Here is a 14,409-nt window from a genome sequence, read left to right as displayed (position 1 = left end):
TGATCGAGCCGTCGCCGTGGCGACGGCCCGATGCGGTCAATCAGCCCAGATTGGCTTCGGCGAACTCGTAATTGGCCAGCTTGTCGAGGAAGTTGGTCACATAGTCCGGACGGCGATTGCGGAAGTCGACGTAATAGCTGTGCTCCCACACATCGAGGCCGAGCAGCGGCGTGCCTTCGCCCGTGGCGAGGGGATTGGAGCCATTGGGGGTCTTGGCGGTCTTGAGCTTGCCGTCCGTGCCCAGCACCAGCCAGGCCCAGCCCGAGCCGAACTGGGTGGTCGCGGCGGTCTTGAACGCGTCCTTGAACGCATCAACGCTGCCGAAGTCAGCGACGATCTTGGCTTCAAGCTTGCCGGGCAGGGCGCCACCCTTGGGCGACAGCGCGTTCCAGAAATGAATGTGGTTCCAATGCTGGCCGGCATTGTTGAACACCGGCGCCAGATCGGCCTTGCCATTGGCGAAGGCGATGATCTCTTCCAGTGACTTGCCCTTGAGGTCGTCGTTCTTTTCGACGAAGCCATTGAGCGCGGTCACATAAGCCTGGTGATGCTTGTCGTGATGCAGCTCCAGCGTCTCCTGGCTCATGCCGCGTTCGGCAAGGGCAGAATGGGCCCAGGGCAGGTTCGGCAGGGTGAAGGACATTGGTCGTTCCTCTCGTTTTCCGGCGGCGCACTTGCTTTTCGGCGCCGCTCCGTTTAATTTCCAAGCAATGACTTTGAAAACCCTTCCGGCAGATATGTCAAGTATGAGCTTGGAAAATGTCCAATGGTCGCCCCGCGGCCCCGGCGAACGCGTCCTGATGGTGCTGAAGATGCATGGCGCGCTGAACGCGGCAGCCATCGGCAAGCTCCTGGGCACCACCGGTGAGGCTGCACGCCAGCAGCTGGTGCGGTTGGCCGAAGAGGGGCTGGTGGACAGCTCCAGCGAGGCAAAAGGCGTCGGCCGCCCCACCCAGAGCTGGCACCTGACGCCGCAGGCGCAGTCGCGCTTTCCCGATACCCATGCAGCGCTGACGGTGCAGTTACTCGACATCGTGCGCGGCACGCTGGGCGAGGGCGTGCTGGACCAGATCATCGGCGTGCGCGAAGCCGAAACGCGGGCGCTCTATGAGGAGACCGTCGCCGACCAGTCAAGCTTGCGCGACAAGGTGGCGGCGCTGGCGCAGTTGCGCAGCAATGAAGGGTATATGGCGGACTGGCGCGAAGAAGCCGATGGCTCGCTGGTGCTGATCGAAAATCACTGCCCAATCTGCGCCGCCGCGACGGCCTGCCAGGGTTTTTGCCGGGCCGAACTGGAAGTGTTCCGCTCGGTACTCGGGCCTGAGACCGAAGTCGTGCGCGACGAGCATATCGTCGCCGGTGGACGTCGCTGCTCCTATGCCATCCGGGCGGTCAATACAGATGAGTGACAATCCCCGTCCGCCTGTCGGCACGCGCCTGACGCGTACCGGCTGGGACACGCCCGACGCCCTGACCGAAACCATGGTCCGCGCCGTTGTCGATGCCTTTTACGACAAGGCAAGGCGCGATGACGTGATCGGCCCGGTCTTCAACCGGGTGATTGCGCCCGAGCAGTGGCCGCATCACCTCGATACCATTACCGACTTCTGGTCCTCAATGCTGCTGGGCACCGGTCGTTATGGCGGCCGCCCCATGCCCAAGCACCTGGCGATCCCCGAACTCTCGGATGCGCATTTCCTGCGCTGGCTAAGCCTGTTCCGCCAGACAGCCGAGGAACTTTGCTCGCCCGATATTGCCGTGATCTTCATCGAACGCTCCGAACGCATCGGCAACAGCTTCCGCATGAACATCGCCATGCGCCGGGGTGAGGATATTACCCGGATGGGGCCGCTCGGGCGGGAATAGGTTGCTCTGACCGCGCTGCCCACGGACGTGATCCGTGGGCCCCTTGCCGCTCATGCGGCGCTGGAAGTGACCGCGGGTCAGGGGCGCAGGCAGCCGTGTCCTTGGCCTGCCAGCTGTTCGCCGGGGTCATCCTGGGACCAGTGTCTCCACGACGACAATGATCGGCTCACAACTGCCCCTACAACAGCCGCCCAAGCGCGAACGCGCTGAGATCGATCTTGCTCTGTCCGTCCACCAGCGTCTGCGCCACGGCCTCGCCAATCGCGGCGGAGTGTTTGAAGCCGTGGCCGGAGCAGGGGGATACAACAAGAATACTGGCGTAAACGGGATGGCGGTCGATCAGAAAGGCGCTGTCGGCCGTCGCGGTGTAGATGCAGGTCGCGGTGCGCACGGCCCGGGGAACAACATGTGCCAGGCGGCCCGCGAGATGGGCGGCATGCATGCGGGCGGAGTCCGCAGCCGGCACCACGCGGTCGATGGCATCGGGATCGGAGGCGGCGCCATAGTATTCATCGGCGGTCTTGAACGTCGCGCCATCCAGCGACGGGAAACCGTAGAAGAAGCCGTCGCCATCCTCGCCATGCGGCCACATGAATACGGGTGATCCTGCCCAGGCCTGGGTCAGGGCCGGGTCGATTTCGTACCAGTGCATCACCTGCCGTGTTGGCTTGAGAATGCTGGAGAATGGCTCGCCCAATAGCTGCCCCGCCCAGGCGCCGGCCGAAACCGCCACCTGACCGGCGAGGATCGTATCGGCGGTCGTGGTGATCCGCACACCATCGCCGTCGGGAACAATGGACAGCACTTCGGCGCCGAGCATGGTGATAGCGCCATGGCGGACGGCGAGATCGAGATTGGCGCCGACACAGCCTTCGACATTGAGGTAGCCGCCGCCCGGCTCGAAATAACCGATTTCGTCATCCTGCGGGGTGAAATGCGGATGGCGGCTGCGGATCTCGTCGGCCGACAGCACTTCGTGCTCGATGCCATAGTGCTGCGCCGCCTTGATCGAGCGGTCGATAAAGGCGGTGCGGCCCGGCCGCTCCACCATGTCGCCCGGCCTGGCAATGATCAGGCTGCCGATTTCGTGCAGCAGCGCCGCGCCGGTCTCGGCCTCGATTTCGCGCCACAGTTCATGCGAGCGCATGGCCAGCGGCACATAGGCTTCGCCCTCACCAATGCCGCGGCGGGTGATGCGGGTTTCGCCATGGGATGAACCCTGATTGTGCGGCGGCTCGAACCGGTCAATACCGACGACGCGGACGCCGCGCCTGGCCAGCTGATAAAGGCTCGCGCTGCCCATGGCACCAAGGCCCACTACGGCGAAGTCAAAGCTTTGCGTCAATTTCGGGCTCCTTGCGGCGCGGGCCGCGGTCGAAAAGATTGGTCAGCTGCAGCGCCACCAGAATGACGATGACGCCGAGCAGGGTGGTCCAGCCGGGGACTTCGTCGAAAAAGAAATAGCCGGTCAAGGCGGCAAAGACGATGGAGAGATAGCCCAGCGGCGCCAGCACATTGGCCGGGGTCGATTGATAGGCGCGCAGGAAGCAGTATTGCCCCACCTGTGCCAGAACGCCGATCGCGAGCAGCGTCGGCCAGTCGCCCAGCGCCACCGGCTCCCACACAAAGGCGGCGGGAATGGCGGTGAGGAGCGTCAGCCCGACCGTATAGAACACCATCAGCACGGTGGTGTTCTCTTCACGCAAGGAACGGGTCTGCACCACGGCGAGCGAGCCGAACAGCACCGAGCCGAAAGCGGCAGCTAACCCCAGATTGAGCGGGACATTGCCGGGCGCCACCATGACCAGCACCCCGGCAAAGCCGATAATGGTGCCGATCCAGCGGATCGGGCCAACCCGTTCGCCGAGCATGAACACGGCGAAGACCAGCACCACCAGCGGGCGCATGAAGCCGATGGCATTGGCCAGCGCCAGCGGCAGGGCAGTGAGCGCCGCAAAATTGCAGCTCAGCGCCAGCGTGTTGCAGCTGACGCGGACCAGATGGCCGCCCACCCGCCTGGTGCCGGCGATCTCGGCACGATGCCGCCAGGCCAGCGGCAACACGCTCACCAGCCCGATCAGCGAGCGGATGAACACCAGCTGGATTGCCGGATAATTGGCGCCCTCGATCTTGACCAGGACGGTCATCATCGTGACGAGCAGCATGTCACCCATCAACCAGGCCATGCCGGCCCGGTCGTCGGAACGCTGTGGGGCGGTCATGTCACGCCGGCTGAACCAGATTGGCCATCAGGCGGAAAGCGCCCGGCACCAGCCGATCGAGCTGATGATGCAGCACGAGACTGGTATGAGTGTGCCGTCCCTCGCCAATCCGGGCAGAAATCAGCGAGCCCTTGAGTGGTTGCTCGCCCTTGTCGTGCATGGCCAGCAATGGCTCATAGGCCGCGTCCCAATCGGCGGCGAAGTAGAGCCCGCGTTCCTTGTCCCAGCCCGCCCAATCATCAGGACCAATGGCATTGGGGCCAGTCAGCAGCGGATGGCTGGGTGCCAGCACTTCAACTTCCGCGTTGGGATTGGTGACGCGCCAGCGCAGCGATGGCGAACCGATCTGCAGCCGCCTCGGCGGCGTGGTATCGGCATTCCAATTGTCCCAGGGGCGGTGATAGAGCGTCAGCAGATGCCCGCCGGCCTCCACCCAGTCATGCAGCTTGGCAGTGGCCGCGCCGAGATCGGGACGCAGCCCGAAGGCGAAGGTGCCGACGACGATATTGGTAAAGCCCGAGAGATCGCCGCCCAACCCATTGGCATCGAGATCGGTGACGTCGAGGCCCATGGCGCGGAGCCAGTAACTGACCCGGTCACTCCCAGCGCCGATATAGCCGATTTTGGCATTGGCCGGCAGCGTCAGGTCGAGCGCCAGCACGTTCAGCGCCTGCGGCGCGACGTGATAATTCCGGCCGATATGAGGATAGGCGACAACAGTCTGCTTATAGGCCTGATCATTGCCGATACGCACCGGCAGGCGATGCAGCCCGGGCGCGATCTGGGCGGGCGGTGTCACGGCAAACCCGGTTTCTGTGCGGGCCACGCCCCAACCCTGGGGCGCGATCATGGCGATGTCGGCCTTGGGCGACTGGGTGCGTATCGCAACCGGGATGGCCGCAGGCTCCTGGCTGGCGCGCAGGATGATGGCTTCGGGCGCCAGCTCCAGCGAGTGCTCGGGGCCAATGGTAAAGGGCTCTTCGAGGTCAATCACCGAACGGACAAGGCGTCCACCGATTGTCGCCTGCAGTTCCACATTGAGCTCGCCATTGCCGCCCTGGCTGACAAAATTGGGCGGATACATATTGGACAGCGGCGCATCGGCAGCGACGGTGACCGGATACTGCACGATCGTGCCGGCAGTCGTTGCCGCGCCGATGATCAGATGCTCGCGGGCAATCGGAGCCACCGTCACCGCCACGGAGCCGGGCTCGAGGTGGATATTGAGGAGGCTGGTGCCGGCGGGAGCGACGCGGCTGGGCTCGGCCCAGGCGGTGGCCGAAACGCCCGACGCCAATAGCAGCGCAGCGTCAATCTCGATCAACTTGCGGGCGAGGCGATGGCCGTCCTGCTCCAAAGCTGAACCCGCATTGGCAACGGCGGTGTCTATTGCGGTAGCGGCCGCGACCAGTGCCTCGGTGATCGCCTTGCGATCCGGGAAGGCCAGCAGCGCCGCGTCGATCCGTGCCTGCGCTGACTTCAGCGCGCTGGCGGCTGCGTCCGGCAACCGCGTTGCGAGGTCGGCCAGCGTCGCCGGCAGAGCCTGACGAATATCGGTCTCCGCGCCGGAGCCGCCGATTTTCAGGTGCAGCGGCCATTCGACCGGCGCTTCGACCTTCCAATGGCCCATGCCCTGCGAGGCATGATAGGCGCGCGACCACTCGCCGATTTCGTCAAAGGCCGCACCGGTGGGCGCATCGCGGCCGGGCGCGAGTACGCGCACGCTGGCATTGGGCGGTGGCACTTCGTCATCATAGGTATCGCCGCCGCCGGACCATGCCGGCAGGTAATATTTGCCGACGCTCCAGGGCTCGAGGCCAGGCGTCAGATAGCTGGGATCGGCGGCTAGCGCGATCGCGGTTTCGGCTGCCTCGGTCATGGCGCGGTGATGTCCATGCTGGCCGGGCACGTCGAGGAAGGTCGGAATGACGATATCGGGTCGCTCGCTGCGATATGCGATGACCAGCCGCTCGATCGTGCGGTCCTTGCCCCAGCGGGCCAGGGTGTCCGGGCCATTCTTGGAGAAGCCGAAATCATGCACCGGATCATCGGGCCCGTGGCCCAGCCAGGCGATATCGGCGTCCAGCGTGCGGGCGGCTTCTTCCATTTCGCGGGTGCGCAGCACGCCGAGCGCGCCGGTGCGCTCGGGCCCAAGATTATTCTGGCCGCCTTCGCCGCGGGTCGAGCAGGCGACGACAACCCGCATGCCATAGCCAAAGCGCATTGCCGCGAGCATGCCCGAATGTTCGTCATCGGGATGCGCGCCAGTGTTCATCACTGTCAGCGTCGAGGTGAGGCGGCTCAGGGCGCGGTGCAGTTCGACAAGTGCGGGACGGGATTTCTGGCGGGCAAGGCGCTCGCGGGCGGTCAGCATGGCAGGCTCCGGCAATAGCGATGGCGGGCCTGAAAACAGCTTGGCCCGGCAACAGGCTATGTGCGCCTCAATAATAACTCAAGTAGATTATTGTATTGAAGGCGCTGTTCTTTTGATCGTCCAAACCTGCCGCAGCCAGACAACGGGATGGCCCTTCCCGGCGATGTCGGCCATATTGAATGTTCCGAGTCACGGTAATTAGAGAATATGCATTCCACCATTCAATTGATCGACCTTCTGGGCGCCGGGGCCCTGCTGCTCTGGGGCTTGCGGCTGATCAAGACGGGGGTGATGCGCGCGTTTGGCGCCTCCCTGCGTCAATGGATCGCCAAGGGCACCGGCAACCGTTTCACCTCGGTGCTGTCGGGCGTCGCGGCCACGCTGGCCCTGCAGTCGAGTACGGCCACGGCGGTTATCACCGCGTCCTTCGCGGCGCGTGGGGTGATCGATCCCAAAATGGCGCAGGCGGTGATGCTGGGCGCCAATGTCGGCACCTCGATTGCCGCCGTGATCCTGTCGATGAATGTCGAGTGGTTCGGCTCGGCGATGATCCTCGTCGGCGTCATGGTGTTTTCGCTGAGCAATTACGCGCGCGGCAAGGGCATTGGCCGGGCGCTGCTCGGCCTGGGCCTGATGCTGCTGGCGTTGCAGCTCGTGGGCAATGTCACTGGCCCGCTGCGCGAGTCCGAAGTGGTCATCACCGTTCTCAAGGGCCTTGGCGACGCGCCGGTCTTTGCGCTGATGCTGTCGGCATTCCTGGCCTTTGTGTCATCCTCAAGCCTGGCCGTTGTGCTTTTCGTGGCGCTGCTGGCTCAGGCCGGCATTGTCACCCCACCGCTTGCTGTCATCCTGGTGGCCGGCGCCAATCTTGGCGGTGCGGTACCGCCATTCCTGGCTGTGCTGTCCGAGGGCGCCCAGGCGCGCCGCCTGACACTGGCCAACCTGATCGTGCGGGCGCTGGGGGCCATTGGGCTGACCATTGTCGCCATTCCGGTCGCCAGTCTTCTGGCCAGTTTCCTGCCCGATACGAGAGCGCTTACCATTGCCGCACATATCGGCTTCAATGTTGCCCTGCTGCTCATCTTCCTGCCGCTGCTGGGGCCGATTGCCCGCTTGGCCGCGCTGATCGTTCCCATTCCGGCCCAGCCGGAAAAGGGCGCCAACTATCTCGATGAAACCGTGCTGGATACGCCCACCATAGCGCTGGCCGGCGCCGCCCGGGAAACCCTGCGCGTCAGTGACCTGGTGCTCAAGATGCTGGAGCGTAGCCGGGACGCCCTGCAGAAGTCCGCGCCTGACACCCGCACGTCGATCGGTCTGCTCGATGACGATGTCGATGCGCTGCACCAGTCGATCAAGCTTTACCTGACCAAGCTGGATCGCACCGAACTGGATGAGGAAGACGGCGCCCGTTCGGCTGAGATCATGAGCTATGCCATCAATCTGGAGCATGTCGGCGATATCATCGAAGGCGGGCTGGCCGAAATCGCGGCCAAAAAGACCAAGCGCCAGCTGGTGTTCACCGCCGAGGGCCTTGCCGAAATCATCGAGCTCTATGAAAAGACCATCGCCAATATGCAGCTTAGCCAGACCGTGTTCCTGACCCGCGATCCGCAACTGGCGCGTCGCCTGGTGGCCGAAAAGGTCGAGGTCCGTCGCCTGGAAGCGCAGTCCTCAAAGGCGCATCTGCAGCGGGTGCGCCAGCGCGTGCCCGAGGCGGTGCAGACCAGTTCGCTCCACCTCGATACCCTGCGCGACCTCAAGCGGATCAATGCCCACCTGGCCTCGGTTGCCTATCCGATCCTGGAAAGCGTCGGCGAATTGCGCGAGAGCCGCCTGCGCCCCACCGTCACCGCCGAAGCGCCCAAGACGGCATCAGAGTAATTCCGGAGGGGTCTTCATGCTGCAGTCTTACGAAGCCGTACTTGCGGACATGGTCGCCGTCGCCCGCGCGGCCGGGGCCCTGACGCAGGAATATTTCGCGCGGTTCCGCGACCTCGAAATCGGGGTCAAGGGCCCCGCCGATTTCGTCTCGGAGGCCGACATGGAATCCGAGAAGCTGATCCGCAAATATCTGTTCGCCCGCTATCCCGACTGGAGCTTCACCGGCGAGGAATTCGATCCGGTCACCGGCATCGACCCGCAATATCGCTGGCTGGTCGATCCCATCGACGGCACCACCAATTTCATCAATGGCCAGCACTACACCATCTCCATCGCGCTGCGGCGCGGCAATGAGACGGTCTGCGGCGCGCTCTACAATCCCGTCGCCGACGAGATGTTCACCGCCATCAAGGGGCAGGGTGCCTTCCTGAATGGCGAGCGCCTGCAGATCAGCCAGAAAACCGATATCGGCCAGATGATGGTCGGCACCGGCCTGCCGACCTCGGGCCTGTTCACCTTCAATGGCTTTTATGACCGGCTGGAAAAGCTGCGCGACCCGATCGGCGCCGTCCGTATCGTTGGCAGCTCCGCCAATTCCTGCGCCTTCGTCGCCTGCGGTCGCCTGACGGGCTATTTCGAGGAGTCCGGGCTGGTCGACTGGGCCGTCGGCGTGCTGCTGGTCGAGGAAGCCGGCGGCATCGTCACCGACTGGTGGGGCCGAGGCCCGGAGTTTTACGAAAGGACCGGAACGGTGATCGTCGCCAATCCCGCAACACATGCCTACCTGATCGAAATGCTCAAGGATGCGCCGCGGAAGGACCCGACGTAGGATCGGTCAGGTATGCGTCGTTGGGCCGGACACCGCCCTGGATCAGGCACGGCGCCGGGTCGGATTAGGTGCGGCGCTGCAAAGGTGCCCATTTCCAGCCTAAAGCGCCTCCGTCCCCACGCGACGCTAGTCAAACCACGGCGTCATTCCCGCCTTCGCGGGAATGACGCCGTGGAAAATGAAATGGCTGGTGGAGGTGCCCCGTCCGTGGAGTGGCACTATGCGTAGGCAAGTGATGCGCCACCCTCCAGTAGTCACCTCATATCCCGACACCCACCGCACTCCGAGCCCTACGCTCCCGCCACCAGCGCGACCACGCCCTCCGGGTCATCCGTCGTAATCTGGTCCGCCTTCAAGTCCAGCAACCGCAGCACTGCCGGCAGTGACGCCGCATCTGCCCGGTTGATCGTATAGGCATCGATCCGCTTCCCTGCTGCGTGAAACGCCGCGATCAGGTCAAACCCCAGCCGGTCAGCCTCCAGTATCAGGCCATGGTGGAGGTAGATCATTTCTGCCGAGGGCGATGCCGCGAGCGCGTCACGAACGAAGCCAGCGAAGTCATGCGATTGCTGCAACCGGTCCAATGCCCCGTCATGGCAGGGATCGTAGCCGATCCGCAGCCCATCGACGCCATCAGTCAGCAAGCCAACCGCTTCGGCATCGCCCGATGACAGGATCATGTGGCGGGCCACCGGGCCGACGCTGGCCTTGAATGACGCGATGGCTGCGAGGTCGAGTGCTTTGGCATCTTCCTTGTAGTCGAGCTGCAGCAGGGCCTCGGGATGTACTTCGCCGGCAGCCAGCAGCGCCGCCAGGTCCTCCAGCAGCATCACCCTGTCGGGCAGAGGGGCGCCATCATTGCCGCGCAGATGCAGTTGGCGCAGCTCCTCTGCATGCAGGTTCACCACCGGGCCAGTGCCGGTGGTTTCGCGTTCCACGGTGAGATCATGCAGTACCGCATAGCCCCGGTCGGCATGTACGACGAGGTCCACTTCGATGCTGGCGCCCAGACGCATGCCTTCAAGAATGCGCGCACCGGTAAACACCGGGTCGCTGGCGCGACGACGACCGCGGTGCCATTTCAGCCAGGTCCGGTGGCCGTTGCGAATAATCGAGATGGGGTCGGACATGTCAGCTGCGATGGATCAGGGCGTTGTCGCGATAGGCGGCGATAGCCGTTGGCTTGAGATCAACGGACTGACCATTGGAGAACATCTGCGGATGTCCAACCATGGCCTTGAGGCGTGCGCCATCGGGCAGTTCCAGGTCCACGAGCCCATGGGTGCCGAAATCGGTGACCCGATGCACCTTGGCCTGACCGGCACTAGCGCTGGGCGTCAGTTCCAGTGCCTCGGGGCGCACCGCGAGGGTGGCGGGGCCATCGGCGGCCGCCAGCGGTACCGAAAAGCCGGAGCGGGTGAAGACGCCATTGCTGACAATGCCCTCGACGAGGTTCATCGTGCCGATAAACCCGGCGACGAAGGGCGTGCGCGGTTCGCGATAGACCACGTCGGGCCGGTCGGCCTGTTCGGTCTTGCCATCACGCATCACGACGATGCGGTCGGCCAATGCCAGCGCTTCGTCCTGGCCATGGGTCACGAACAGCGTGGTGATCCTGAGCCGCTGCTGGATGTCGCGCACTTCCTCCCGCAGGCGTTCGCGCAAATGCTGATCGAGGCTGGCAAAGGGTTCGTCGAGCAGCAGGATCTTGGGTTCCAGCACCAGCGAGCGGGCGAGTGCCACGCGCTGCTGCTGGCCGCCCGAAAGCTGGTGGGTCATGCGCGTACCGTAACCGGCCAGGCCGACCAGTTCGAGCACCGCCTCGACCTTGTCCTTGATCTCGCCGGCCGGCAGGCGGCGCAGCTTGAGGCCGAAGGCGAGGTTCTTGAACACATTCATATGCGTCCACAGCGCGTGGCTCTGGAACACCATGCCGGTGGGGCGCTTTTCCGGCGGCAGATGGGTGATCTCCTCGCCATCGATAGTGATGCGGCCGCTGCTGGGGCGCTCGAAGCCCCCCACCATGCGCAGCAGGGTCGACTTGCCGGAGCCGGACGGACCCAGCAGGCAGACCAGCTCGCCATCGGCAACGTTCAGCGAGAAGCTGTCGACCGCCCGCACGGCGCCGAAGATTTTTGAAACATCAGTGATTTCAAGAACGGACATAGAGTTTTCCTAGCCGCCAAAGCCGCGGGCAAAGGCACCGCCGCCAATAACGCGACGCGCGAACAACAGGGCGACGAAAGATGGCACCCACAGGATCACCGACAGCACCGCGCCATACTGGATCACCATCTGGTTGTTGATGAACGAGATCATCAGCACCGGCATGGTGCGCACGGCCGGCGCCCCGATCAGCCAGGCGCCTTCGGTTTCGTAGAAGGTGCCGACAAAGCTGAGCAGCACGGCTGCGGCGATGGTCGGGCCCGCCTGGGGCAGGGTGATCGACCAGAACACCCGGAGCGGTTTGGCCCCCACATCGCGCGCCGCCTCCTCCATCCGCCGGTCCACCGACTGGAAGGCGGCGACCGGAATCCAGATCATGAACAGCAGCGTACCCACCAGCTGGATCAGCACGACACCCCAGAAGGTGCCGATCAGATTGAGCTGCAGGAAGATCGCCGCGATCGCCACCAGCAGGCCAAACTTGGGAAAGGCGTGGCCGACGAGAAACGAGAAGAACAGGATATCGCGCCCCGGAAATTTCAACCGGGCGAAGGCATAGGCGGCGGGCAGGCAGATCAGCGCCGACAGGAACGTCACCATGACCGAGAGGCTGAGACTGGTACGGAGCGCTTCCCAGACGTCGGCACGCGCCAGCGTCTGGTTCCAGAACCTGAGGCCGAATTGCTGCGGGATCAGCGCCGGAAAGCGCCAGACTTCGGCAAAGGCCCATGTGCCGACCACGAGCAGCGGGAACACGATGACGATGGTGAGCACGACGGCGAAGGCGACGCCCACCCAGTCAATGCGGGTTGCGGCAAGAGTTCTGGCCATATCAGGGCGTCCGGTTCTTGGCGACGGAGCGCACGTAGAACAGCCCGAACACCAGGCAGAACCCGAAGGCGATCACGGCCTGCGTGGTGGCATTGAGCGGATCGTAGAGGTCGCGGAAGGTACGCTGCATGAACGGGCCCATCATTTCCGGCGCTGCCGGGCCCAGCACATAGGGCAGGGTGAAGGCCGAAAACAGCCCAAGCACAGTGAACGACAGCGCCACCAGGATCGAATTACCGAGGCGCGGCAGGATGATGTCCCAGAACACCCGGATTGGCCCGGCGCCAACATCGCGCGCTGCCTCGACGGACTGGTTGGTCACAGCGCCCAGACCCGCGAGCAGGATCAGCACGGTCAGTGGAATATTGTCCCAGACCAGGCCAATCACCGGGCCCCAGGGCGTCAGGTAGGGCGTGCGGATCTTGGGTAGGCCCGCCGCATTGAGGATCAGGTCGACCATGCCATTGGGTCCGAGCACGCGGATGAACGCATAGCTCAGGATGATCGAGGGCACGAACATCGGAAAAATCGCCAGGCCCTGCACATAGGCGGGCAGCCGGCCAGCGGAGAAGCGCAGATAGAGCGCGATCGGCAGGCAGATGACCAGCAGCAGGATCGCGCAGATGCCCGTCGTCCACAGCGTCAGCGACAGGTTGTCGAGGCTGTAGCGGTCGGTGAAAAAGAAGATGTAGGTATCGAGATTGAAGCCATAGGCGCCGCTGGCATCAGGGCGCCAAATGGTGCGGACAATGGCGGAGATGATCGGCCAGACCACCATCCAGATCACGAGCACCACCGGCATGGCGACGAGCAGGAGGCCAATTGGCCTCCCACTCTCTTGCCGTGCGGCAGGCAGCGGCGCTGCAGGCGCCGGAGCGGAAACGGTCACGCGTTCGGATCCACATTCGGCGCGACGGTGCGATACCAGCCATCATTGATGGCCTTTTCCCAATCGCCGCCCGGAAAGACCGGGATCGAGGCCGGGATGACGTCCTTGAAACGCTCGCGCAGTTCTGGCGACACATAGTCCCAGGACACGCCGGGGAAACCGCCCAGTTCGGTCAACACAGCCGACTGGATTTCCTCGGAGAGCACAAAGTCCGCCAGCTTGAGCGACAGCGCGTGATTGGTGGCATTGGTCGGGATGGTGAGGCGGGTGAAGCCGCCGGGGAAGCCGAGATCGGACAATTGCACGAGACCGGTGGTTTCCGGCAGCACACCCTGGGCGATGGCCGACAGGGCCTGATCGGACCAGGCCGGGATCATGGTGACGGCCGACTGGCCGAGCAGCTGGATCGACTGGGTATTGCCCGAGGTATAGGCCCCGCCATCGAACAGCGACGGCGCCAGGTCCTTGAGAATGTCCCAGGCCGGGGTGAGCGCGGCTTCGCCGGCTTCGGCAGTGAAGTTGTCGACCTGGAACTTGGTCGGATCATTGCCATTGGCTTCATAGATGGCCCGCCGGACGAAATTGCCGCCCGAACCGCCCTTGTTGGGGCGGTTATAGATGAACTGGCCGGGATTGGCCTTGATCCAGGCGATCAGGTCAGCCCAGGTCTTGGGGGCATTGGCCGGGTCGAGCTTGGTGGTGTCATAGGCCAGCAGAACCTGCGAACCGCGATAGGGCATGTTCTGCGGGATATCGAGGGCCAGCGGATTGATCCTGGAATAGTTGGACAGGCCGGCAGCCGAAATATCGGTCCACAGCCCGGCATCGATGGCGCCGACCGGCTGGCGGGCGTCAAAGCCCTCGAAGAAATCGGCCTGCGGATCGGATTTGGTCTGCATGGCGGCCAAGGCGCGCTCGGCAATGGCCTGCAGGCCCGCATTGTCGCCGCCATCCACCAGATTGATGGTGATGCCGGGGTTAGCGGCCTCGAACTTCGGCTTGACCACATTGGTCCAGAAATCCATCACGTTCTGGTCCGAGCTGGTGTACCAGTCGATGACGCCCTCCGCGCCGAAAGCGATCCGAGGGATCATAAGAGCGCCGGCAGCGGTGCCGGCAGCAATCATAAAGTCGCGCCTTTTCATGGGTCTTCTCCCTGTTCATATCGAACGGATATTCCAACCGGCATCGCAATCGCCCGTCAGTTTTATCGATCTTGCGCCGACCTTCCGTAAACCAAGACTATTCACCGCCCGTGGAATTATGCAAGCGGAAAGCCGGGGGCCTGGAACAGGTCGTTTGCGAGCTTGGAAAGACCATAGTTTGACGACACTGATGTTACAGACGC

At 63.9% G+C, this 14,409-nt stretch carries 13 protein-coding genes; 4 read left to right on the top strand and 9 right to left on the bottom strand.

Annotated features, from left to right (window positions below; translation table 11 throughout):
• Window positions 1–40: 40 nt before the first annotated feature.
• The gene (locus tag BUA69_RS00880; RefSeq protein ID WP_046133549.1) at window positions 41–643 is read right to left on the bottom strand and encodes a superoxide dismutase; all 603 of its coding nucleotides are present in this window, start codon (window positions 641–643) and stop codon (window positions 41–43) included.
• Between the two features lie 103 nt (window positions 644–746).
• On the opposite strand from BUA69_RS00880, the gene BUA69_RS00875 reads away from it, so the two are divergent.
• Together BUA69_RS00875 and BUA69_RS00870 are read left to right on the top strand one after the other, a co-directional pair.
• Window positions 747–1,409, top strand: coding sequence for a helix-turn-helix transcriptional regulator (locus tag BUA69_RS00875; protein ID WP_201777424.1), 663 nt, complete (start codon window positions 747–749; stop codon window positions 1,407–1,409).
• Window positions 1,402–1,866 carry a group III truncated hemoglobin gene (locus BUA69_RS00870; protein WP_072866429.1) on the top strand — a complete coding sequence of 155 codons (465 nt, stop codon included), beginning with the start codon at window positions 1,402–1,404 and terminating at the stop codon, window positions 1,864–1,866. The genes BUA69_RS00875 and BUA69_RS00870 overlap by 8 nt, the downstream gene beginning before the upstream one ends.
• A 178-nt stretch (window positions 1,867–2,044) precedes the next feature.
• Here the strand turns inward: BUA69_RS00870 and solA are convergent, their stop codons facing one another.
• Genes solA through BUA69_RS00855 form a run of 3 tightly spaced genes read right to left on the bottom strand, consistent with a single transcriptional unit; the run spans window position 2,045 to window position 6,462 of the window.
• Window positions 2,045–3,211: an N-methyl-L-tryptophan oxidase gene (gene solA / locus BUA69_RS00865; RefSeq protein WP_046133547.1), complete on the bottom strand. Its 1,167-nt coding sequence runs from the start codon at window positions 3,209–3,211 to the stop codon at window positions 2,045–2,047.
• Complete coding sequence (locus BUA69_RS00860; protein ID WP_046133546.1) at window positions 3,195–4,088, bottom strand: DMT family transporter; 894 nt, start codon at window positions 4,086–4,088, stop codon at window positions 3,195–3,197. Before BUA69_RS00860 ends, solA begins: the two co-directional genes overlap by 17 nt.
• Before the next feature lies 1 nt (window position 4,089).
• A complete protein-coding gene (locus BUA69_RS00855) occupies window positions 4,090–6,462 on the bottom strand; it encodes a PIG-L family deacetylase (RefSeq protein WP_046133545.1) in 2,373 nt (790 codons plus the stop codon).
• A gap of 207 nt (window positions 6,463–6,669) precedes the next feature.
• Here BUA69_RS00855 and BUA69_RS00850 point away from each other — a divergent pair, with 207 nt between their 5' ends.
• Complete coding sequence (locus tag BUA69_RS00850) at window positions 6,670–8,346, top strand: Na/Pi cotransporter family protein (RefSeq protein WP_046133544.1); 1,677 nt, start codon at window positions 6,670–6,672, stop codon at window positions 8,344–8,346.
• Between the two features lie 16 nt (window positions 8,347–8,362).
• Window positions 8,363–9,175, top strand: coding sequence for an inositol monophosphatase family protein (locus tag BUA69_RS00845; protein WP_052950317.1), 813 nt, complete (start codon window positions 8,363–8,365; stop codon window positions 9,173–9,175).
• A 290-nt stretch (window positions 9,176–9,465) separates the two neighbouring features.
• On the opposite strand, the gene BUA69_RS00840 is transcribed toward BUA69_RS00845, so the two are convergent.
• The 5 genes from BUA69_RS00840 to BUA69_RS00820 all read right to left on the bottom strand — a co-directional run bounded on the left by BUA69_RS00840 (window position 9,466) and on the right by BUA69_RS00820 (window position 14,206).
• Complete coding sequence (locus BUA69_RS00840; protein WP_046133543.1) at window positions 9,466–10,305, bottom strand: glycerophosphodiester phosphodiesterase; 840 nt, start codon at window positions 10,303–10,305, stop codon at window positions 9,466–9,468.
• A gap of 1 nt (window position 10,306) precedes the next feature.
• Window positions 10,307–11,341: an ABC transporter ATP-binding protein gene (locus BUA69_RS00835; RefSeq protein ID WP_046133542.1), complete on the bottom strand. Its 1,035-nt coding sequence runs from the start codon at window positions 11,339–11,341 to the stop codon at window positions 10,307–10,309.
• A gap of 9 nt (window positions 11,342–11,350) precedes the next feature.
• Window positions 11,351–12,172 (bottom strand): ABC transporter permease, encoded by an 822-nt coding sequence (locus BUA69_RS00830; RefSeq protein ID WP_046133541.1) that lies wholly within the window; start codon window positions 12,170–12,172, stop codon window positions 11,351–11,353.
• Between the two features lies 1 nt (window position 12,173).
• On the bottom strand, window positions 12,174–12,974 hold the full coding sequence (locus tag BUA69_RS00825; RefSeq protein WP_082093670.1) for an ABC transporter permease: 801 nt from the start codon (window positions 12,972–12,974) through the stop codon (window positions 12,174–12,176).
• 83 nt (window positions 12,975–13,057) lie between these two features.
• Window positions 13,058–14,206, bottom strand: coding sequence for an extracellular solute-binding protein (locus BUA69_RS00820; RefSeq protein ID WP_046133540.1), 1,149 nt, complete (start codon window positions 14,204–14,206; stop codon window positions 13,058–13,060).
• Window positions 14,207–14,409: the final 203 nt, after the last annotated feature.

Origin of the sequence: Devosia limi DSM 17137 (assembly GCF_900128975.1) — a bacterium.
GTDB classification, from domain to species: domain Bacteria; phylum Pseudomonadota; class Alphaproteobacteria; order Rhizobiales; family Devosiaceae; genus Devosia; species Devosia limi.
The sequence above is the reverse complement of the archived record's forward strand: the minus strand, read 5'-3'. Positions and strand labels throughout refer to the sequence as shown.